Source organism: Desulfosporosinus hippei DSM 8344 (assembly GCF_900100785.1).
In the GTDB taxonomy this organism is placed as follows: Bacteria; Bacillota; Desulfitobacteriia; order Desulfitobacteriales; family Desulfitobacteriaceae; genus Desulfosporosinus; species Desulfosporosinus hippei.
On record NZ_FNCP01000026.1, the window covers coordinates 21,140 to 41,023 of the forward strand.

Annotated in this window: 22 protein-coding genes; 15 read left to right on the forward strand and 7 right to left on the reverse strand. The window is 40.1% G+C overall.

The features are described from left to right. Nucleotides 1-61 precede the first annotated feature (61 nt). The 3 genes from BLS16_RS18320 to BLS16_RS18330 all read left to right on the forward strand — a co-directional run bounded on the left by BLS16_RS18320 (nucleotide 62) and on the right by BLS16_RS18330 (nucleotide 2,023). Entirely contained in the window at nucleotides 62-589 is a 528-nt protein-coding gene (locus BLS16_RS18320) for a hypothetical protein (protein ID WP_092335107.1), read from the forward strand. A gap of 38 nt (nucleotides 590-627) precedes the next feature. Beyond that, on the forward strand, nucleotides 628-1,530 hold the full coding sequence (locus BLS16_RS18325; protein ID WP_092335108.1) for a PhzF family isomerase: 903 nt from the start codon (nucleotides 628-630) through the stop codon (nucleotides 1,528-1,530). A 112-nt stretch (nucleotides 1,531-1,642) separates the two neighbouring features. After that, entirely contained in the window at nucleotides 1,643-2,023 is a 381-nt protein-coding gene (locus tag BLS16_RS18330) for a hypothetical protein (RefSeq protein WP_092335109.1), read from the forward strand. Nucleotides 2,024-2,290: 267 nt separating this feature from the next. On the opposite strand, the gene BLS16_RS18335 is transcribed toward BLS16_RS18330, so the two are convergent. Further along, a complete protein-coding gene (locus BLS16_RS18335) occupies nucleotides 2,291-2,857 on the reverse strand; it encodes a DUF6143 family protein (protein ID WP_092335110.1) in 567 nt (188 codons plus the stop codon). A 142-nt stretch (nucleotides 2,858-2,999) separates the two neighbouring features. On the opposite strand from BLS16_RS18335, the gene def reads away from it, so the two are divergent. The 3 genes from def to BLS16_RS18350 all read left to right on the forward strand — a co-directional run bounded on the left by def (nucleotide 3,000) and on the right by BLS16_RS18350 (nucleotide 4,775). Continuing rightward, complete coding sequence (gene def, locus BLS16_RS18340) at nucleotides 3,000-3,455, forward strand: peptide deformylase (protein WP_092335111.1); 456 nt, start codon at nucleotides 3,000-3,002, stop codon at nucleotides 3,453-3,455. Between the two features lie 16 nt (nucleotides 3,456-3,471). After that, complete coding sequence (locus tag BLS16_RS18345) at nucleotides 3,472-3,948, forward strand: MGMT family protein (RefSeq protein WP_092335112.1); 477 nt, start codon at nucleotides 3,472-3,474, stop codon at nucleotides 3,946-3,948. 68 nt (nucleotides 3,949-4,016) lie between these two features. Continuing rightward, the gene (locus BLS16_RS18350; RefSeq protein WP_092335113.1) at nucleotides 4,017-4,775 is read left to right on the forward strand and encodes an N-acetyltransferase; all 759 of its coding nucleotides are present in this window, start codon (nucleotides 4,017-4,019) and stop codon (nucleotides 4,773-4,775) included. Nucleotides 4,776-5,012: 237 nt separating this feature from the next. Here the strand turns inward: BLS16_RS18350 and ilvD are convergent, their stop codons facing one another. Beyond that, complete coding sequence (gene ilvD / locus BLS16_RS18355) at nucleotides 5,013-6,668, reverse strand: dihydroxy-acid dehydratase (RefSeq protein ID WP_092335114.1); 1,656 nt, start codon at nucleotides 6,666-6,668, stop codon at nucleotides 5,013-5,015. Nucleotides 6,669-7,026: 358 nt separating this feature from the next. On the opposite strand from ilvD, the gene BLS16_RS18360 reads away from it, so the two are divergent. The 4 genes from BLS16_RS18360 (at nucleotide 7,027) to thpR (ending at nucleotide 9,402) form a co-directional block, all read left to right on the forward strand. Continuing rightward, nucleotides 7,027-7,641 carry a LysE family translocator gene (locus BLS16_RS18360; protein ID WP_092335115.1) on the forward strand — a complete coding sequence of 205 codons (615 nt, stop codon included), beginning with the start codon at nucleotides 7,027-7,029 and terminating at the stop codon, nucleotides 7,639-7,641. A gap of 101 nt (nucleotides 7,642-7,742) precedes the next feature. After that, entirely contained in the window at nucleotides 7,743-8,201 is a 459-nt protein-coding gene (locus tag BLS16_RS18365; protein ID WP_092335116.1) for a GNAT family N-acetyltransferase, read from the forward strand. Nucleotides 8,202-8,571: 370 nt separating this feature from the next. After that, a complete protein-coding gene (locus BLS16_RS24420; protein WP_242876363.1) occupies nucleotides 8,572-8,835 on the forward strand; it encodes a YcxB family protein in 264 nt (87 codons plus the stop codon). A gap of 21 nt (nucleotides 8,836-8,856) precedes the next feature. Next, nucleotides 8,857-9,402, forward strand: coding sequence for an RNA 2',3'-cyclic phosphodiesterase (gene thpR, locus BLS16_RS18375; RefSeq protein WP_092335118.1), 546 nt, complete (start codon nucleotides 8,857-8,859; stop codon nucleotides 9,400-9,402). Nucleotides 9,403-9,428: 26 nt separating this feature from the next. On the opposite strand, the gene BLS16_RS18380 is transcribed toward thpR, so the two are convergent. Further along, a complete protein-coding gene (locus BLS16_RS18380) occupies nucleotides 9,429-11,048 on the reverse strand; it encodes an N-acyl-D-amino-acid deacylase family protein (protein WP_242876364.1) in 1,620 nt (539 codons plus the stop codon). Nucleotides 11,049-11,238: 190 nt separating this feature from the next. Between BLS16_RS18380 and BLS16_RS18385 the strand changes: the two genes are divergently transcribed. Continuing rightward, entirely contained in the window at nucleotides 11,239-12,165 is a 927-nt protein-coding gene (locus BLS16_RS18385) for an NAD(P)/FAD-dependent oxidoreductase (protein WP_092335120.1), read from the forward strand. A gap of 58 nt (nucleotides 12,166-12,223) precedes the next feature. Here BLS16_RS18385 and BLS16_RS18390 read toward each other — a convergent pair whose 3' ends face one another. The 4 genes from BLS16_RS18390 to BLS16_RS18405 all read right to left on the reverse strand — a co-directional run bounded on the left by BLS16_RS18390 (nucleotide 12,224) and on the right by BLS16_RS18405 (nucleotide 15,244). Continuing rightward, nucleotides 12,224-12,583 (reverse strand): hypothetical protein, encoded by a 360-nt coding sequence (locus BLS16_RS18390; RefSeq protein WP_176786228.1) that lies wholly within the window; start codon nucleotides 12,581-12,583, stop codon nucleotides 12,224-12,226. A 145-nt stretch (nucleotides 12,584-12,728) separates the two neighbouring features. Further along, nucleotides 12,729-12,944: a hypothetical protein gene (locus tag BLS16_RS18395; protein ID WP_092335122.1), complete on the reverse strand. Its 216-nt coding sequence runs from the start codon at nucleotides 12,942-12,944 to the stop codon at nucleotides 12,729-12,731. A 78-nt stretch (nucleotides 12,945-13,022) separates the two neighbouring features. Then, a complete protein-coding gene (gene thrB, locus BLS16_RS18400) occupies nucleotides 13,023-13,922 on the reverse strand; it encodes a homoserine kinase (RefSeq protein WP_092335123.1) in 900 nt (299 codons plus the stop codon). Nucleotides 13,923-13,951: 29 nt separating this feature from the next. Continuing rightward, nucleotides 13,952-15,244, reverse strand: coding sequence for a homoserine dehydrogenase (locus BLS16_RS18405; protein ID WP_176786229.1), 1,293 nt, complete (start codon nucleotides 15,242-15,244; stop codon nucleotides 13,952-13,954). 373 nt (nucleotides 15,245-15,617) lie between these two features. Here BLS16_RS18405 and ilvE point away from each other — a divergent pair, with 373 nt between their 5' ends. From ilvE to ilvC, 4 genes are all read left to right on the forward strand, one after another. Next, nucleotides 15,618-16,493 (forward strand): branched-chain-amino-acid transaminase, encoded by an 876-nt coding sequence (gene ilvE / locus BLS16_RS18410; RefSeq protein WP_427846386.1) that lies wholly within the window; start codon nucleotides 15,618-15,620, stop codon nucleotides 16,491-16,493. A 26-nt stretch (nucleotides 16,494-16,519) separates the two neighbouring features. Beyond that, a complete protein-coding gene (ilvB, locus tag BLS16_RS18415; protein WP_092335125.1) occupies nucleotides 16,520-18,211 on the forward strand; it encodes a biosynthetic-type acetolactate synthase large subunit in 1,692 nt (563 codons plus the stop codon). Between the two features lie 4 nt (nucleotides 18,212-18,215). Beyond that, on the forward strand, nucleotides 18,216-18,695 hold the full coding sequence (gene ilvN / locus BLS16_RS18420) for an acetolactate synthase small subunit (protein WP_014903616.1): 480 nt from the start codon (nucleotides 18,216-18,218) through the stop codon (nucleotides 18,693-18,695). Nucleotides 18,696-18,780: 85 nt separating this feature from the next. Next, a complete protein-coding gene (gene ilvC / locus BLS16_RS18425) occupies nucleotides 18,781-19,779 on the forward strand; it encodes a ketol-acid reductoisomerase (RefSeq protein ID WP_092335126.1) in 999 nt (332 codons plus the stop codon). Nucleotides 19,780-19,884 lie beyond the last annotated feature (105 nt).

Below are 19,884 nucleotides of genomic sequence, written 5' to 3' on the forward strand. Positions count from 1 at the left end.
GTACCGGCGTTGGTTCCATTCTTAAAGAAATGGAAATAGAGATATTAATTGGAGGTAAAAGATGATAGTTCTAGATGGACTGATTATATTTATCTCAGGGTACCTATCGAAAACCCCTCTAAAACTTTTAACCCATATATTGATCCTTTCTCTACTACCCTTGGCAAGTATGGTGATAATGATTAACCAGATACAAACTGTCAATCTTGATTTTTACCATTACATAGCTCTGATCATCTTAACAGCGGCAGCGTTTTTAAGCGTATGGGTTTTTCCGGCGTTAAATGGGGATTACAAAAAAGTAGACTTTTCCGTGAACTTTGTGACTGGAATAGTAGTGCTAATTTCAATGTTTCTCTTTGCTTTGGTTGAAGTGCTGCCACAGGATATACTTGAGTCTTGCTTAAGTTCCTTAATCTCAAAAAGAAATACTTATGATATATGGAGCAGACCTCCTTACCAATTGGCCCACTTTGTTATCATGGCAGGATCCTTTCCGTATGCTGCATCGTTTATTATTAGTAAAATGATATTGAGTTTAAGAGCTGTAAAAGGTGATGATAACCCGAAATTACTCAGGTCATTATGAGGAAATTGTTTAAATAATAACTGGAAAGTGGAGATAACATGAGAACGCTAAAGATTTATCAAGTGGATTCCTTTACTAAAGAAAAATTTAAAGGCAATCCTGCAGGAGTAGTTTTGAATGCCGATGAGCTAACAGATCAAGAAATGTTGCATATTGCTCGAGAATTAAATAATTCAGAAACGGCATTTATCTTAAAACCCGATGGGATGGATCATGAGGTAAGGTTAAGATATTTCACTCCGAAAACTGAGGTGCCGGTGTGCGGACATGCCACTGTTGCAGCGCACTATGTTCGGGCAATAGTACATAACCTAAGCTCTTCAACCGTGATCCAGAAGATTGGAATTGGGGTTTTGCCAGTTGAAATCTTTAAAGAGAGTAATGACTATTCCATAATGATGACTCAAGGCAAAGTTGAGTTCTATCCACAACTTGCCGTAAAGAATCAAGAGGATATTGTTAATGCCCTAGGATTAAGAGAAGATGAACTAGATCAACGATGTCCAATACAAATCGTCTCGACAGGACATTCCAAGGTTATGATTGGAATTAAAAGCAGACAAAGATTGAACCAGTTGTCTCCAAATTTGTTAGCATTAGCTCAAATTAGTAAAATGATTAATTGCAACGGCTTTTTTGTTTTCACTTTAGATACAGAAAGCAAAGATATTTTGACTCATGGAAGAATGTTTGCCCCAGCTATTGGGGTTAACGAAGATCCGGTGACAGGAAACGCAAACGGTCCTCTTGGAGCATATTTAGTTAAACATGGCTTGGTTAACCATAATAACTCAAGCTTTTCTTTCACGAGTGAGCAAGGGTACGCAATAGGACGAAGCGGTCTGGTAAACGTGACGGTTCGTTTACAGAGGGGGGAGCCGGAACAAGTCAAAATTGGCGGGAAAGCGGTTATTGTCTTTAAAACAGAAATTCAAATTTAAATAAACACTATCAAGTTATTGGGACGAATCCCATTCAGTTGACTAATGCCTTTAAGATCAATGTGAATTAATATAGAGCACATCATAGTTTGTTGAAAGTGAGGGAGAATAAATGTCTGTAGGGAAAGGGCGGATTTTATCAATCATCTTTGGTACCGTAATTTATTTAGCTTTCTTTTGTCATGGAATATTAAATTATCCTATGTCATGGGTAGTAAAAGTCTTTTTTAAAGCACCTGTACTTGGATTGGCTATTGCAGTCATAATTTGTCTGATTTTTCCTGACCAGAAAACGAAGAGCTTCCCAAACGATCAGGCAATCTCAGGAATTCTGTTTTGGGCGAATATACTCTTACCAATTCTTATCGGTTTGATTGCATTGTGGTATGTCGTTAATGGCGACTATACTGAAATTGATTGGTTGATATTTGCATTAAGCTTTTATATAGGCTTAAATGGATGGGAACTAGTTAGAGGAAAAAGTGAATTGTAGTGATATTTCATCTTAAGATTTGCTTGCACTATTACTGTAGGGAAGCATCTTTGTCCAAACCGAGAGGGCAAATGGTGCATCGATGCACCATTTGATTTACTCTAAGTGCACGGTTTTGGCGTCAAAGGATGCCTTTCCATGCACATCTTTATTAAGATACTACCCGAAAACCCTTGTAAAGTTTAGCTTTGCGATAAATTAGCAAGCCCTAATTAATGACTTAACAATTAGTTCTTCGTCCAATTTAGTTCTTAGTTCCTTAAACTATTACTTACAATGCTTCCCTTTCTCTTCCCACCAGCCAAAGGCCACTATGGCCGAAAATGTCATTGGCACCGATCCCGGGGAGGTTAGAAAAAGCACTAAATTACCTCCGGAGGGGAAGATTAACTTTCCGTCCTCTTCACTGACCAGGGTTGCGCCAGGAGAAACTATTCGATCAAAGACATTAATACCGCCAACCGGAACTCCAGTGACATTTTGGTTAAACTGCACATCCACTTTTGGTACCGGATGTGGGATTAACGCGGTGTTAGCAGGACTGACCTTAGTTGATGGGGCTCCTATTCCGGGTGGATCTGTATTAAACCATAGTTGTACTAAGAATGGTTTGTCCGAAAAATTGGAAATGGTATAGACATTAGCAAACAAATTTACTCCAGAGTTGTTTGGGTTTACTAAAGCGCCCCAAGCATTTGTTGTATTGCTAAAGGTTAAGGATTCTGTTTGTCCGATAAAATATTTACCCTGGAGAGATTTTGATAGTGTATTTGGGATGCTCACCATTTCAAGCGGCCTTTTAGGAAGGAAAATTGATTCTATAAAATCTGGCATCACACACACCCCTTTTAAATTGTACTACTTCTTTATTATATTGGGCTCGGACGAGAATGGTTATATTGGAAACAATTCAGAAGAAGTTAAATTAACCAATAAGTACTTAATATAAACAAATTAACCATAGAGGTGAAGTTTAATGGCTTTAAGACAAATTGTACTTTATGATAATGAAATTTTAAGAAAGAAAAGTAAAGAAGTTCAGATAGTAGATGAGAAAATTAGACAAATATTAGATGATATGGCGGAAACAATGTATAATGCCGGGAATGGAGCAGGCCTAGCTGCTCCGCAAGTAGGACTATTAAAAAAATTGGTTGTAATAGATATGGGACAAGGTCTCATTAAGTTGGTCAATCCAAGAATAATTAAGCAAGAAGGCGAACAAAAGGTGATTGAGGGGTGCTTAAGCATTCCTAATATTTATGGAAAGTTAATAAGGCCCGCAAAAGTAACGGTTCAGGCGTTGAATGAAAATGGCGAGGAAATAACCTTAACTGGTACAGGAGATTTAGCAAAATGCTTTTGTCATGAAATAGATCATTTAGAAGGAGTCCTTTTTACGGATTTAGTTACCGAGTATGTAAATAGATAGCTGTGGAGGGGTGGATATGGCCAGAAAGTCTTACAACGAAAAACTTAATAGTTCTGGGGACTTGCCTAAGATTGAATTTATAGGTATTGATAATAAGATGGCTAAGGGTTTTGGATGCGGAAACATGCTTATCGCAGCTCCGAAGGAATATGACGAGGTAATGAAAAGGATCCCGGAGGGGAAGGTTATTACTTCCGATGGAATTAGAAATTACTTAGCTCTGAAGCATGAGGCTGACTTTACTTGTCATCTTACTGCAGGAATTTTTATCAACATTGCAGCAAATGCCTCACAAGAACGCGAAGCTTTGGGAAGCAAGGATATAACTCCTTTCTGGCGCACCTTGAAAAAAGGTGGGGAATTAAATGACAAGTACCCCGGGGGGATTGACCAGCAGAAAATGTTATTAGAGTTGGAAGGGCATGAAGTAATCAAGAAAGGCAAGCGCTGCTTTGTAAAAGATTTTGAGAAGGTACTATTTAAGTTTTCATGAATGTAGGACATTTCCAAGATCATCTTTGTTTTACGGTTATTTTTTAGCTTGTAATTGGAGGGGCCTTGATGAACATTATAACAATCAGCCACGAAAATCTGGACAAAGAACATATCTGCTGTGCCATTTCGACTAATACAGATTCTCAGGTTTCTTCAAAGAAAGCATGGATGGCAGAGCGTTTCGCAGACGGTCTTGTATTTAAAAAAGGTGACGTTAGGGGAAAAGTCTTTATCGAATATATCCCTGCCGAAAAGGCCTGGTGCCCTATAGAAGCACCGGGGTATATGTTCATTAACTGCCTTTGGGTTTCAGGTCAATTCAAAGGTCGAGGTGTATCTAATAAGCTTATAACTGAATGTATAAACGATAGTAAAAGCAAGGGGAAGAAGGGACTGGTTGCTCTTTCATCGAAAAAGAAAATGCCTTTTATATCCGACCCGAAATATTTAAAGTATAAAGGGTTTTTGTTAGCTGACACAGCTCAACCGTATTACGAGCTTATGTATCTTCCTTTTGAAGAGAATTATGAAAAGCCATGCTTTAAATCATGTGTAAAGAGCGCCAAAATTGAAGAACAAGGATTTGTGCTGTTTTATAGTAATCAATGTCCTTTTACAGAAAAATATGTTTGGTTGATTGCGGAGATAGCGGAAAGAAAAGGGATTGGATTTCGAGTAATTAAGCATGAAAACACTGAACAAGCCCAGAATGCACCGTCACCATTTACAACCTATAGCTTATTTTACAATGGTAACTTTGTTACCAATGAAATCCTTTCAGATAAAAAGTTCGAAAAACTGTTGTCAAATCTGGGGGTAATATAATTAAAGGAATTGGTAAAAGTTTACTTGAACAGGCAAAAAAATAAAAAAACAACTGTATGTAGGAGCGTATAGTAAAAACCCCAATGCTCAGAAATTATATATTAATAATGGATTAAAACTGTAAGTCAAGAAGTTCAAGAGGAAACAGGCGAGATGGTAATAAATAAGGTATTAGAACTGGATCTAAAGAATGACAAAAGCTACCACCTAAGGTGGTAGCTTTAATTAAAACTATTATTAATTGTATTCTAAAATTGCGCCTCTGTTTCCTGAGGTTACTAAAGCTGCATATCTTGCCAAGTATCCGCTGGTGATTCTAGGTTTTCTCGGCTTCCAAGCTGATCTGCGTTTTTCAAGTTCTGTGTCACTGATGGCGAAATTAATAGTGTTAGCCATAATGTCAATTTGAATGATATCGCCCTCTTCGATCAAGGCAATATTACCCCCAACGGCTGCTTCAGGAGAAACATGACCAATAGCCGCCCCCCTGGTTGCACCGCTAAATCGTCCATCAGTAATTAGAGCGACACTTTCCCCTAGGCCACGCCCCATGATTGCTGAAGTAGGATTTAACATTTCCCTCATGCCCGGGCCGCCTTTCGGACCTTCATAGCGGATTACGACAACATCTCCAGGGACAATTTTCCCCGAGTTGATAGCTTCCATAGCATCTTCTTCACAGTCGAATACTCTTGCCGGGCCTTGGTGCTTCAACATTTCCGGGGCCACGGCTGAACGCTTGACAACACAGGAATCAGGGGCTAAATTCCCCTTTAGTACAGCAATCCCACCGGTCTTACTGTAAGGGTTTTCCACGGGCCTGATAATCTCACGATTTGTATTAATACAGCCCGAAATGTTTTCTCCCACAGTTTTACCTGAACAGGTAAGCAAATCTGTATTAACCAAACCGAGTTTGTTCAATTCATTCATGACAGCGTAGATTCCACCGGCTTCATCGAGTTCTTCAATAAAGTTATGCCCTGCCGGTGCCAGATGGCAAAGGTTGGGTGTCTTGTCAGAGATGTCGTTAGCGATATCGAGATTTAATTCAATTCCGCATTCGTGAGCAATTGCCGGAAGATGCAGCATACTGTTAGTGCTGCAGCCCAAGGCCATATCTAAGGTTAAGGCGTTTTCGAAGGCTTCTTTAGTCATAATATCTTTTGGACGAATATTCTTTTTCAGCAGTTCCATGATTTGCATGCCGGCGTGCTTAGCCAGTTGAATCCGTGCAGAATAAACTGCCGGGATGGTTCCATTACCCTTTAACCCCATCCCTAAGACTTCGGTGAGGCAATTCATGCTGTTAGCTGTATACATTCCGGAGCAGGAGCCACAGGTAGGGCAACCCTTATTTTCATATTCCAGAAGTTTTTCTCTGGTGATTTTTCCTGCTTGAAATTCGGCGACAGCTTCCGAGACATTAGAAAAGCTAATTTTATGACCATCAACTTTACCGGCAAGCATAGGGCCACCACTGACAAATATAGTGGGGATATTTAGTCTTGCTGCAGCCATTAACAATCCGGGAACATTCTTATCACAGTTTGGAACCATTACTAAAGCGTCAAAGGCATGAGCCAATGTCATGGCTTCAGTAGAGTCGGCAATTAATTCTCTAGTAACAAGGGAATACTTCATTCCTTGATGTCCCATAGCAAGTCCGTCACAGACAGCAATCGCAGGGAAAACAAGGGGCGTCCCGCCTGCCATGGCGACCCCTAACTTAACTGCGTCAACAATTTTATCCAGATTCATATGACCGGGAACAATGTCGTTTTTAGAACTAACTATACCGATTAAGGGACGTTCCATTTCTTCGTTGGTTAAACCCAACGCATTTAATAATGCACGGTGTGGCGAAGTTCTGGTTACTGCAGCACTATTCATTATTTAAACACCCTTTCATTCTTGCTGTATGACTATATTATAGATTGTATGATGTCCAATGTCTATAACTGAAAAAACAATAAAACAATAAAACAATAAAACGATAAAACGATAAAACAATAAAACGATAATACTATAAAACCTAAGACTTAAGACCTAAACTTAAGAAAGGCAGGATAGCTCAATACTTAATATAAAATACAGTTGGCCAGAGTTAATAATATTAAAGGAAATTCCGGAGTGTTTCAAGAACATAATTAAAGAAAGTTTCAGCTTAAAAACACTTCATTTATAGTGGTTTAAGGAGTTAAGCAGTAGGGATAGTTTAATCAATCCAGTGCGAGAGGATTTGAGCATAGTGGAAATAGACTTTTTGCTAAAAGGATTCATTTTGGGATTTTCTATTGCCGCGCCGGTTGGCCCAATAGGCATTTTGTGTATTAGACGTACTTTGGAATATGGGAGGATGTCAGGATTTTTGTCTGGGCTTGGTGCTGCGACAGCAGATGCTGCTTATGGTATGATAGCAGGGTTGGGATTAACTGTGGTCACAAGCTTTCTAATAGGGCACCAAGCATGGCTGAGGATAGTTGGCGGGATTTTTTTATGCTATCTCGGAATTCAAACGTTTATTAAAAGACCGACTGAAAATCCAACTTTAGTCAATAATTACGGTTTATTAGGCAATTATCTTTCAACATTCTTACTTACGCTTACCAATCCTATGACCATTATTGCATTTGTGGGGGTTTTTGCCGGATTAGGTCTTGGGACGAATAAATCTAGTTATCTTTCTTCATTTAGCTTAGTCTTGGGAGTGTTTCTCGGGTCGGGCTCGTGGTGGATGCTCTTAAGTTTTACGATAAACGTATTTCGGAAACGATTTAGTGCCTCCAGATTATTATGGGTCAATCGGGTATCAGGGTTAATCATTATTGTTTTTGGCCTAATAGCACTGATGACTTGGGAATAAAGACATTGAATTCTTTCAACAAGGCATAATTCCAGCGTTGAGTAAGAGTTTATTGCTGTGACCACTTTTTATTCATAATTTCTAAGACGGGAGGTTGTTGTATGATTGTTCGTGAAATGATTACCGAAGATATTCCACAGTTAGCACAGTTATATAAACAGTTTTGGAATGAAGAATCACGCATTGAAAAGATGTATGAAGGGCTTAAGAAATTACAAAAAAGTGGTTCCCACATTATGCTTAGTGCAGTTGAAGGCAATCAGTTAATGGGTTCTGTAATGGGAGTGATCTGTGGAGAGATATATGGAGATTGCCGGCCCTTTATGGTGTTGGAAAATATGATTGTTGATGAGTGTTGTAGAAATAATGGAGTTGGCAAACTACTGATTGCAGAGTTAGAAAAAAAGGGCATTGAAAAGAACTGTTCTCAGATAATTCTTGTGACTGATCGTAACAGGATTGATGCTTGTAAATTTTATGAATCTGCAGGATATGATCCTAAAACTCATATGGGTTATAAAAAGAAACTAACGAATCCTGACGATCAGAAAATTGATTGAGTCTGAATTTTTCAAAATTATGGAAGACTATTGGATGACAGAATGATTTTTAATGTAAGTTATTCATAAAGAATGGCAACTACTGGGAGATTGAAGGGAGACGACTATGAATTTAAAGTATGAGCTGAATAAGCAGGATCTAATTGATTTTAATATTTTCCATATTACCTATTCTAAATTGTCAAAGAGGTCGTTTTTTTTACAACGGTATATTCTCTCACTATCCTTTCTGATTTTACCCTTTATCCTGAGAAACTTTAGTACTATACCATTTGAGTATTGGCTAACTGTTTGTATATTGTTGTATTTATATTGGGTTGCATTTTTCCCTAAACGGATAAGGAAGATTGTCACAAGGAAAATCTCAAGGATGCTGGAACAAGGTAAAAACCAAAGTGTAATAGGAAGACACGACTTAACCCTATCGAACACGGGGATCGTTGATCTAAGTGAGAACAGTGAAGCAAAGACTCAGTATACTGAAATACATGATATTGTTGAAGACAAAGAACATATTTATATATATGTAAATGCCAATTCAGCACATATTATCCCGAATAGAATTTTTGAAAATCTGGATAAAAAGAATGAAGTATTGGCATTGTTAAAACAAAAGGGAAAATCAAACAACTAATTATTCTTAAGGAGAAGATTTATGAGATTATTTATTGGGGTTGATTTGCCTGTTCAACTTAAAGAAGCCCTTGTTGAATTTCAGTCTGAGCTAAGAGCTTTTGGAGTTAGTGGGTTCTTCAAATCCCAGGATAACTTTCATATTACCTTAGAATTTTTAGGGGAAATAGACCCGGACAAAGTTATAACACTGTCCGAAGTAATCTCCCAGGTTGCCAGTGATTGTAACCCTTTTGACTTAAATATCATTGGCTTAGGGGCATTCCCGTCTTTAAAGAGGCCTCATACCTTATGGACAACGGTCAATGGAGATTTAGATGAACTTCATAAACTAAGGGATGAGCTGCATATCCAGCTGAAGGATAGGGGTTTTAGAGTAGAAGAACGCCAATTTAAACCCCATATTACCTTGGTATCACGACCTAATTGTGACAACGTTGCAATGCAAGACGCTCTGTCAAGAAAAATTGGTGAGTTTTGGGTTTCTGAAATTGTTTTATTTGAGAGTAAGGCTATTAGCGGGAAGAGAGTCTATACCGATGTATTTAAAGCACGATTAGGAACTTAATCGTGCTTTGATATAATCGCGCTTTGTCATAAGACCTGCCCATTTCTCGATAATAATTGGCCGGAATAGGTATTCTCTATAATTCCATCATTTAAGGCTACTCTGCCGTTAACAATTGTATACTTAACCCCTTTGCATACTGTCAAGGGGGTTTTATAGTTGATTTCATTATCTGTAGGATAATTGTAATTATTCATATCAATAATTGTGATATCAGCGGCTTTTCCTTGGCTGAGTGTCCCTCTATTACTTAAACGAAAATGTTCTGCCGGCAAAGAGGTAATCCTGCGAATAATCTCCTCAAGCTTGATGCTCCTTTCTCGGCACAAATTAATAAAAATTGGAAAGGCACCCTTTCGATAGAGTTCGTACCAGGCAAAGGGATCGTCTATTTCTCCATTTACCTTATCTGAGCCCACCATCAAATACGGGTTGTGGGCTATCTTATCGGCATAAGGTGTTCCGGGAAAATCCTTTCGAATGAGTCCGCCCTGACAGAAGGTAATTTCTTTACGGTCATTATCTAAAAGTTCAAGGATGAGCTCATCGACACTTATCATACGTTCTAAAGAGATTTCTTTTAACGTTCGATTTTCCAGGTCAGGGACGCCGGTGTTAACAATGGTTAGATTTTCCTTAGAGTATAATCTTTTTACTAACTTTAGTTTTTCTTCAAAAGTTAGGAAATCTTTTGTCGTTAAATACTGAAACAATCTATCCTTACGTCGAAAATGCCCGCTGCTTTTTGGGATAGTATCGACAGCTATCTCTAAGCCTTCTTTTCTGGCGTTTAATATCTCATCGAATCCTTCCGGACAGTTGGGGGTTAGATGGGATACCTGTACCCGTATGCCTGCAGCGATACCAATTTGGATTGCTTCTTTTACTGCTTCGAGGGTACCTAAATAGCTTCGGATATGAGAGGTATATATGCCATCGTATTTTTGCACTACTTTAGCACATTTGACGATTTCATCAGTATCCGCATATTTGCTCGGGCTATAGGTTAGACCTGTCGATAGTCCTAAAGCCCCTTGCTCCATACCCTCTTCAAGTAGACTAGCAATCTTAGTTTCTTCTTTGCCGGTCATTTTTCTATTTTTTGTATCCCCCATAATACTCCATCTAATAGTGCCATGTCCTAGAAGAAACCCCATGTTCAAATTTGACCCCTTGTTCTTGACAACATCTATATAGCCGGAAAAGTTTGTCCATGAAGGAAGGTTGAGCTTATTTCGTTCTTTTGTCTGATGCGAAATGAGCCCTTTTTTTACCATGTAGCTATAAATATTATCTGCAGAATAGGGAGTTATAGAATGCCCACAGTTACCGTTAATTATGGTAGTAACCCCTTGACGCAAATACTCTTCGAATATACTACTTTGTAAAACTGTAAGCTCTTCATGGACGTGAGGATCAATGAATCCTGGACAGACGGTTAAGCCGGTAGCATTAATAATTCTATCGGCTTGGCAATTTATAAGGGGGGAGATTGCAATGATTTTCCCTTTATTGACAGCGAGATCACTATTATATGCAGACCTTCCTGTACCATCAATTATTGTTCCATTAGTTATTAAAAGATCACATTTCATTCCATAATCATCTTTATTCTTATCATCAATCTTATAATTACTCCTCAGCAAGTTTCACACTGACATTGATTCCTGCGTGTATTATATTATTCTGACCAATTACCGTCAACGCTGCATTCGGAAAAATGCAATCCTTGGCAAAACCTTATCGAGTTCAAAATATCTCTTTAAGTTTATATGTATTGGCATAATTCGGGGAACACTATGGCATGTCATTTAACGCAAAAAGGAGGATATTTTGATGTCTGAAGAACTGAATGGTTTAAAAGATCACTATGAATTAGCAATTATCGGTTGTGGACCAGCTGGCTTATCTGCAGCTCTTAATGCCAAGATTCGTAATCGAGATTTTGTTTTACTAGGTTCGGAAGTATGTAGTCCCAAACTCTCCAAAGCTCCACAAGTTGACAACTGGCTTGGAACCCCAGAAATAGGGGGAGAGGAACTTCGTCAGCGCTTCCTGGATCACGTGATGGAAAAAGACATCCCCATTAAGTATTTTAAAGTGACAAACATTTATCCCGGGCCGCCCTATACGCTTATGGGCAAAGATCAATCCTTTGAGGCTGATTCCGTGATTATTGCCACAGGGGTATCCGCTGAAAAGCTATTTCCGGGAGAAGCTGAATTATTAGGCCGTGGGGTAGGATATTGTGCTACATGTGATGGACCTCTTTACAAAGATAAACAAGTTGCTATTATTTCTTATAATCAAGAAGGGGAAGATGAAGCAAATTATATGGTGAATATTTGTTCGAAAGTTTACTATATCCCCTATTACACTGATATTGTTAAAGTTGATTCTCGAGTTGAGATTAAAAAGGGTAAGGTTAAAGAAATCATTGGGAATCAAAAGGTGGAAAAGCTTGACCTTGGGAATGAACAATTGGAGGTTGAGGGCGTCTTTATCTTACGTGATACCTTACCTGCAGAACAACTAATCTCTGGTCTTGAAATGGAGGACTCGGCGATTAAGGTTAATCATAAATTGGAGACAAGTATGCCGGGTTTATTTGCAGCAGGAGACTGTACAGGGCAGCCGTATCAATTGATTAAGGCAGCCGGAGAAGGAGGAACGGCTGCTTTGCAGGCAGTTAAATATTTAGATAGCTTAAAATCTACGAATCCTATTGATCAAACCTCTAATGAGGTTGTACCAATTCACTAATCGATTAAAGCCGTTGGATGCAGATGATAGCAAACAGCGGCTTTAGTCGTTCCAATAACTATTTAGGACTTTTGAATATTGACCATATGGGCCAGCTTAGAATATCTTTGTTTTTTAATAAGTTGAGAGGAGAGTTATTACGGTTTTCTCTGAATACCTCTAGAAGGGTCTGGGTTATTGTTGAGATGCTTGGCAGAAGAGGAGGCAGTTCGGAATTTGTTGAACTGTTTTCCTTTTCTTTTGACTCCAAGGGTTGACTGATGAGTTCCGGTATTTTGTGCTCTGTGTTAGAAGAGTTTTCTTTTACCAACGGCTCGTAATCTGTGCTATCTATCTCCCTATTTTTCTTGAATAGCTTAATCGAATGATAGTCTCTATTCATAGGAATTTGCTCCTTTCCAACAATAATAAAATCCATTATTTACTAATTAGGATATGTAAAATTACCTTCGATTGTTTATACAATCAGCAAATATGGTTTGTAACTGTTTTTCCACGCAAAGAGGCCGATGTCAGCGAACTCTATCGTTGACATCGGCCTCAGTATGCCAATGGACTGGTACTTAAAGGGTGAAAAGAATAACTCCGATGAGGAAAAGAATAAATCCTACGATGGTAGTAACTGCGCCGGATGTTGGAGAACCAATGAGAAAGAGACCGATTCCGGCAATAAAAGCACCTATTAACATACTTATTCCATCATTAGAGCAGGGTTTAGGGCAGGGTTTAGGGCAGGGTTTAACACAGGTCCGTTCATCCGAGATAACTAAATCTGACATTTCATGTCCCCCCATTTTTTATTGACTGCCGATAGGCTGGTCTTACTATAAGTTATGAGGGAATAGTACATGTGTTACCTAGATTAGGGAAGTGAATGCCCCGCTGGTATCGATATCCAGAACCAAAGCCGTGGCGTTTATTCCATGCCGCTCTAACGCCTTCGTCATGCTTAAAGGAACATCTTTTTCGAGGTTATCCGGGATTAAGGCCAACAGCGTTGGGCCGGATCCACTTAAGGCAGAGCCATAGGCACCTGTTTCGAGAGCTGCTTCAAGTGTTTCCAGTAATCCGGGAATCAGAGCAGCGCGTTGATTTTGGTGAAGTGTATCACGCATACCTTCTTTTAAGAGCGAGTAGTCTCCTCTAATAAAAGCTTCAGTAAGCAAGGAGACGTGGGAAATGTTAAAGACGGCATCTTTACGATGTACCTGATCGGGTAAGATTCCACGCGCTTTTTTGGTGTTTAGGTGCATATTGGGGATAGTCACAACTGCTTTAAAGTTAGGAGACTGAGTTAAAATTCTTGGAAGTACTCCGTTTTCAGTAGAAACTGATAAAGTAACACCACCATATAAAGCCGGAGTAACATTGTCGGGGTGCCCTTCAAGGGCGTTGGCTACCTGAAGAAGCTCTAACTTTGTGAATGGGGATCCGGCTATAGCGTTAGCGGCTACCAGTCCTCCGACAATGGCAGCTGAACTACTTCCTAAGCCTCTGGCAGGAGGAATGAAATTTTCAAAGGTTAAGTCGAGATTAGGGATAGGGTAATTAATAAGATCCCAGAAATGGCACATAGTTTTCCAGACCAGGTTAGTATCATCTGTTGGGATGCCCTCTTTGTAAGAGCCTGACAAAGTAATTCGAAAAGGTCGGTTAGTTTCTACTGTAATCCTATTGTATAACTGAAGGGCCATGCCCAAACAATCAAATCCAGGTCCGAGATTGGCAGAAGTGGCGGGTATCTTAACTTGGAACATCATATTCCTCCCTTAAAAGAATTGGGATATTATGATTCAGGATAATCTTTTTCAAAACGTATAACGTTATCAATGCTAAGGACTTTGCTGTAGGCCTTAACAGAATCCAGGGCCTCCTGGAGTGCACCTTCACGGCAAGGGTGAGTTACCAGGACTATTTCCGCCTGATCCTTACCCCGTTGTTTTTGGATAATGGAAGCAAAGCTAATGTTCGCTTCAGCAAAAAGTAAAGCCAGAGTTGCCAAGACACGAGGTTCGTCTTTGACAAGCAGACGTATATAAAAGGCGGTATAAAAGTCTGAGGAGGATTTGAGAGGTAAGTCAAGGTAACAAGTACAATTAATTGAAGACATGGAATTCGATTTGAGATTGCGGGCAATGCGCATAATATCCGAGACGATTGCACTCCCCGTAGGCAATGAACCTGCACCACGTCCATAAAACATAGTTTCCCCAACGGCATCTCCAACCACATAAATTGCATTAAAAACACCATTTACAGAAGCCAGGGGATGGGTGAGAGGCAATATAGCCGGGTGAACGCGAACTTCAATTCCTTCATCCTGATGTTTAGCTACAGCTAAAAGCTTAATTGTACACCCCAGCTCTGCAGCGTAGGTTAAATCCTCACGGGTGATTTTTGAGATGCCCTCTACAAAGACGTCATTAAGAGCAACTCGTGAATTAAAGGCTATAGAAGCCAGAATAGCCAGTTTACGTGCAGCATCTAAGCCATCCACATCCGATGAAGGATTGGCTTCGGCATACCCTAATTGCTGGGCTTCGGCAAGAACTTCCGCATACTCACGCCCCTGTTCAGCCATTGCCGTAAGAATATAGTTGGTGGTTCCATTAATGATGCCAAGCAAATGAGTAATTTTATTCGCTGAAAGAGATTCTTTAAGTGCCGCAATAATCGGAATCCCACCTCCGACACTTGCTTCAAAATACAAGTCTTTTCCGGCTTCATTAGCTGCGTCAAGCAATTCGTGACCGTGAACTGCTATAAGATCTTTATTAGCAGTAACCACGTTTTTTCCGTGTTTCAGAGCATCTAGTATAAAGGTTCGAGCAGGCTCGATACCGCCCATTACCTCAACAATAATGTCTATTTCAGGATCATGAAGAACTTCGTCGGGTTGATCTGTCAGCAGAAAATCGCCGTTGACATCTCGCTCACGATGAAGGTCACGGTCAAGGATTGCCTTTATCTGAAGATCGCAATGAGTACGGGTTTGTATATCTTTAGCATTTTGTTGCAATACTTGTACGACACCGCATCCTACAGTGCCTAGACCTAATATACCTATTTTAATGGACATGATAAGTCACTCCTTTCGAAAATACAAATGTATCTGCATAGTGGACATTATACCTTGGACTATCTAGCTTTGACAAGGAAATTCTATAGGAATTTCCTACAATTCGAAGAAATTAGGGTTGACACTGAGGAATGTATTCTGTATCATATACACAAAGTTCTCGATGCGAATGTAATATAACAGGAAGTGTATCTAGGGTTCCGAGGTTAGCTCTCTATTAAGGGAGAACCTGACTGGTCCGAGCGGTACAGAATCCATAATGGGTTTACACCGTGGGTAGAAAAAACCCAAGCGGAAAGTTCCACGTTGCTAAGGGGACTACGCTTGGGATTTTTAATTTCTTTTACTAACAACAGGAGTGGAGGATATAGGGATGCTCATTTATTTAAATGGTTCATTTGTTGCTGAAGAAGATGCCAAAGTTTCAGTGTTTGATCATGGCTTTTTATATGGAGACGGCATTTTTGAGGGGATTCGGGCGTATCACGGTAGAGTGTTTAAATTAGAAGAACATTTAAAACGCCTTTATGAATCAGCTAAATCTATTAATCTAACGATCGGGATTGCTAAGGAAGATATGGCTGAGGTTGTCCTGGAAACACTCCGCAAAAATGATTTGAAAGATGCCTATATCCGCCTAGTCGTTTCACGAGGAAAAGGAGATCTGGGACTTGACCCCAATAATTGTTCGAAAGCCACGATTATCTGTATAGCAGCACAAATTAAGCTTTTTGAGCAAACCATGTACGAGCAAGGGCTAAATGTGAAAACCGTTGCAATAAGAAGGAATAATCCGGATTCTTTAAATCCCAGAATCAAATCCCTTAATTATCTTAACAATGTTTTAGCTAAAATAGAATGTACTCAAGCGGGAGTTATAGAAGCGATTATGCTCACTCAAGACGGTTATGTTGCCGAGGGGACAGCGGATAATATTTTTATCTACCGTAATAATGTTTTGCTCACTCCGCCTCTTTCGGCAGGAATACTAGAAGGTATTACCCGAAATACTGTAATACAACTTGCTCAAACTTTAGATATAGAAGTAAAGGAAATGTTATTTACTCGTCATGATATGTATACTGCTGATGAGTGCTTTCTAACCGGTACAGCTGCTGAATTAATTCCTGTTAGAAATGTCGATGGACGTGAAATTGGGCTTGGGAAACCGGGTGCGATATTTAAACAGCTACTGAAGGAGTTTAGGACTCTTACCCAGGTGAACGGCCCTGAAATATTCAGCATGTAAGAGCAAATGTTTAGGGAGGGAAAACTGTGAGTGAAGAAGAAAAAACAGGATTACTTGGCGCCCATATCTTATTAAATGCCTTACAGCAAGAAGGTGTTGAGGTCATCTTTGGGTATCCCGGAGGGGTATTGCTTCCACTGTATGACGCTCTCTTAGATAGTCCGATTCGTCATGTGTTGGGTCGGCATGAACAGGGAGTTGTTTTTGCGGCGGATGGTTATTCCAGAGTAAGTGGGAAAGTTGGAGTTTGCCTAGGGACATCCGGTCCGGGAGCCACGAATCTGGTAACCGGTATCGCTAATGCTTTCTTAGACTCCATCCCTATGGTTGTTTTGACCGGGCAGGTTCCCACAAGTTCAATAGGCTCCGACTCTTTTCAAGAGGTAGATATTATTGGAATTACAATGCCGATTACAAAACATTCATATTTGGTTAAAGACGCCCGGGATTTGCCTAGGATTGTCAGAGAGGCTTTTTATATTGCTCGTACCGGTCGTCCGGGTCCCGTTCTTATTGATCTGCCCAAAGATGTTCTGGCGGCTGAAAATGTTATTCCTTTTTCGAACGAAATGAAGTTAAAAGGATATAAAGTGTTTGGACAAGCCAACAATGGAAAGATTGAAGAAGTGGTCAAAGTACTTTCAGAGTCTCGAAAGCCCGTGTTATATGCGGGGGGCGGGGTAGTTACCGCCGGGGCGGAAGATGTTTTGAGGCAATTTATTGATAAAACATCCATTCCATTGGTTACAACCTTGATGGGAACCGGAAGCCTTCCTTTTGAACATCCAAACTCATTAGGTATGGTTGGAATGCATGGAACAGTGACAGCCAACTATGCCGTGGACGATTGTGATTTGTTAATTGCGGTGGGTGTGCGTTTTGATGACCGTGTAACAAGCGGTATAGGGCATCGGTTTGCGACTAAAGCTAAGGTTATTCATATTGATATCGATCCGGTTGAGATTAGGAAAGTGGTAAAAACAGATATCCAAATTGTTGGCGATGCGCGCCAAGTAATAACAGAGATGCTCGAGGTTCTGCCGGCTTTTCCGGTACCTCAAGTTACAGAGTGGTGGAATCAACTGCATGACTGGAAGGCGAATCATACCTTGGAGTATGATAAGGATAGGCTCACCCCTCAGATGGTCATTCAGTGTCTCGGGGAAGTAGCCGGGGGAGAAACCATTGTCACCACAGATGTAGGACAGCATCAAATGTGGGCTGCTCAGTATTATCCCACAGTAAACCCGCGCAATTATGCAACCAGCTGCGGTCTTGGCGTTATGGGTTATGGCTTACCTTCGGCCATAGGAGCACAAATTGCCCGTCCCGATGAAAAAGTCGTAGTGATAACGGGTGATGGGTCTTTTCAAATGTCGATTCAAGAGTTGGGTACGATTGCTCAGAATAAACTTCCTATTAAGATTGTCCTTCTTAATAATGGAGTTCTTGGTATGGTTCGACAAATGCAAAAAATGTTTTATGCTGAGCGTTATAGTCAAATTAGTCTTCAAGGCAGCCCTGACTTCGTCAAGGTGGCAGAAGCCTATGGAATCCATGGAATCTATGTCAATTCCCTCGAACAGGTTCGCGGCGCTCTTGAGGAAGCGTTTAATCATCCCGGACCAGCGCTGGTGGAGATTGCTATCTCAGAAAATGAAAATGTCTTACCTATGGTTCCCCCAGGTAAACTTATTACTGAAATGATTGTGAGGTAATAATATGTTGCATACACTGGCAGTTCTTGTGGAGAACAATCCTGGGGTTTTGATTCGTGTTGCAGGATTGTTTACCCGGAGAGGTTATAATATCGATAGTCTGACAGTCTGTCAAACAGAAGATCCGGAGCTATCGCGAATGACAATCGTCGTTAATGGGGATGATCAAATCATAGAACAGGTACGAAATCAATTAAGCAAACTAGTGGTTGTTCACTCGGTTTCGGATTATACTGGTGAATGTGTTGTTGATCGTGAACTTGCCTTAATTCGGGTTCAAGTCAGTAGTGAAACACGGTCTGCGGTTCTCCAAACAGTGGATATTTTCCGCGGGCGAGTTGTGGATATGGGTAGAACGAATTTAACCGTAGAATTAACCGGTGATATACCCAAAATTGATGCGTTTGTCCACGCAATTCAACCTTATGGATTAATGGAGTTAGTACGCACTGGAAAAGTTGCAATTTTGCGTTCAGAAGCATAGTGAAAGATTTTCCTTGTGTAGTATAATAAAAATGGCTTTGGTTATTTAAAGGCAAGGCTTATAGTTGAAAGGGAGTTTTAGAAAGATGGCAAAAATGTATTATGATGTAGACGCAAACTTGGAGTTATTAAAAGGCAAGGTTATCGCAGTAATGGGTTATGGTAGTCAAGGACATGCTCAAGCTCAAAACCTCAAAGATTCCGGACTGAATGTTGTTATAGGGCTTCGTCCTGGGAGTGCGCGTACTGAACGTGCTCAAGCTGCCGGCTTTGAAGTTATGACAGTAGAAGAGGCTGCTAAGCGGGCAGATGTTATTCAAATTTTGCTTCCCGATGAAACCCAAAGTAAAGTATATAATGAAGAGATTAAGCAACATCTAACTTCCGGAAAAGCTTTAGTATTTTCTCATGGATTTAATATTCATTTCGGTCAAATTGTCCCTCCAAGTGATGTGGATGTTTTTATGGTGGCTCCGAAAAGCCCAGGCCATTTAGTGCGTCGTACTTACACTGAAGGGGCAGGAGTTCCAGCCCTGATTGCTGTTCATCAGGATGCTTCCGGTAAGGCTAAAGAATTGGCCTTAGCTTACGCTAAAGGAATTGGCTCAACTAAAGCCGGCGTTTTGGAGACATCTTTTGGTGAGGAAACTGAAACTGACCTCTTCGGAGAACAAGCAGTCCTTTGCGGAGGAGCCTCTGAGCTGGTTAAAGCTGGATTTGATACCTTAGTCGAGGCAGGTTATCAGCCGGAAATCGCTTATTTTGAGTGTTTGCATGAGTTAAAACTCATCGTTGATTTAATGTATGAAGGCGGTATGAGCTGGATGAGATATTCAGTATCTGATACTGCTCAATACGGAGATATGACCATTGGAAAACGCATTATTAATCAAGAAACTCGAAAAGAGATGAAACGCGTTCTTGAAGAAATTCAAGATGGTCGTTTTGCAAAAGCATGGTTACTTGAGAACCAAGCTAATCGTCCAACCTTTAATGCTATGACCCGTATCGAAGCAAATCATCCCATTGAAAAAGTTGGGGAGCAATTAAGAGGAATGATGAGCTGGTTGAAAAAACACGAATAGTTGATATCTTTTAGCAGGTTTATCTGTCTGAGACTACTTGGTTTTTTGAATGATTGCAGATCATTGCCATTCGTGGCAATGATCTAATTTTACCACCCAGATTCA

What these genes read in the sequence shown, in the direction of transcription:
- BLS16_RS18320 (WP_092335107.1), top strand. Translation starts at nt 62, where the DNA reads ATGATAGTTCTAGATGGACTGATTATATTTATCTCAGGGTACCTATCG.
- BLS16_RS18325 (WP_092335108.1), top strand. Translation starts at nt 628, where the DNA reads ATGAGAACGCTAAAGATTTATCAAGTGGATTCCTTTACTAAAGAAAAA.
- BLS16_RS18330 (WP_092335109.1), top strand. Translation starts at nt 1,643, where the DNA reads ATGTCTGTAGGGAAAGGGCGGATTTTATCAATCATCTTTGGTACCGTA.
- BLS16_RS18335 (WP_092335110.1), bottom strand. Translation starts at nt 2,857, where the DNA reads ATGCCAGATTTTATAGAATCAATTTTCCTTCCTAAAAGGCCGCTTGAA.
- def (WP_092335111.1), top strand. Translation starts at nt 3,000, where the DNA reads ATGGCTTTAAGACAAATTGTACTTTATGATAATGAAATTTTAAGAAAG.
- BLS16_RS18345 (WP_092335112.1), top strand. Translation starts at nt 3,472, where the DNA reads ATGGCCAGAAAGTCTTACAACGAAAAACTTAATAGTTCTGGGGACTTG.
- BLS16_RS18350 (WP_092335113.1), top strand. Translation starts at nt 4,017, where the DNA reads ATGAACATTATAACAATCAGCCACGAAAATCTGGACAAAGAACATATC.
- ilvD (WP_092335114.1), bottom strand. Translation starts at nt 6,668, where the DNA reads ATGAATAGTGCTGCAGTAACCAGAACTTCGCCACACCGTGCATTATTA.
- BLS16_RS18365 (WP_092335116.1), top strand. Translation starts at nt 7,743, where the DNA reads ATGATTGTTCGTGAAATGATTACCGAAGATATTCCACAGTTAGCACAG.
- BLS16_RS24420 (WP_242876363.1), top strand. Translation starts at nt 8,572, where the DNA reads ATGCTGGAACAAGGTAAAAACCAAAGTGTAATAGGAAGACACGACTTA.
- thpR (WP_092335118.1), top strand. Translation starts at nt 8,857, where the DNA reads ATGAGATTATTTATTGGGGTTGATTTGCCTGTTCAACTTAAAGAAGCC.
- BLS16_RS18385 (WP_092335120.1), top strand. Translation starts at nt 11,239, where the DNA reads ATGTCTGAAGAACTGAATGGTTTAAAAGATCACTATGAATTAGCAATT.
- BLS16_RS18390 (WP_176786228.1), bottom strand. Translation starts at nt 12,583, where the DNA reads ATGGATTTTATTATTGTTGGAAAGGAGCAAATTCCTATGAATAGAGAC.
- BLS16_RS18395 (WP_092335122.1), bottom strand. Translation starts at nt 12,944, where the DNA reads ATGTCAGATTTAGTTATCTCGGATGAACGGACCTGTGTTAAACCCTGC.
- thrB (WP_092335123.1), bottom strand. Translation starts at nt 13,922, where the DNA reads ATGTTCCAAGTTAAGATACCCGCCACTTCTGCCAATCTCGGACCTGGA.
- BLS16_RS18405 (WP_176786229.1), bottom strand. Translation starts at nt 15,244, where the DNA reads ATGTCCATTAAAATAGGTATATTAGGTCTAGGCACTGTAGGATGCGGT.
- ilvE (WP_427846386.1), top strand. Translation starts at nt 15,618, where the DNA reads ATGCTCATTTATTTAAATGGTTCATTTGTTGCTGAAGAAGATGCCAAA.
- ilvN (WP_014903616.1), top strand. Translation starts at nt 18,216, where the DNA reads ATGTTGCATACACTGGCAGTTCTTGTGGAGAACAATCCTGGGGTTTTG.
- ilvC (WP_092335126.1), top strand. Translation starts at nt 18,781, where the DNA reads ATGGCAAAAATGTATTATGATGTAGACGCAAACTTGGAGTTATTAAAA.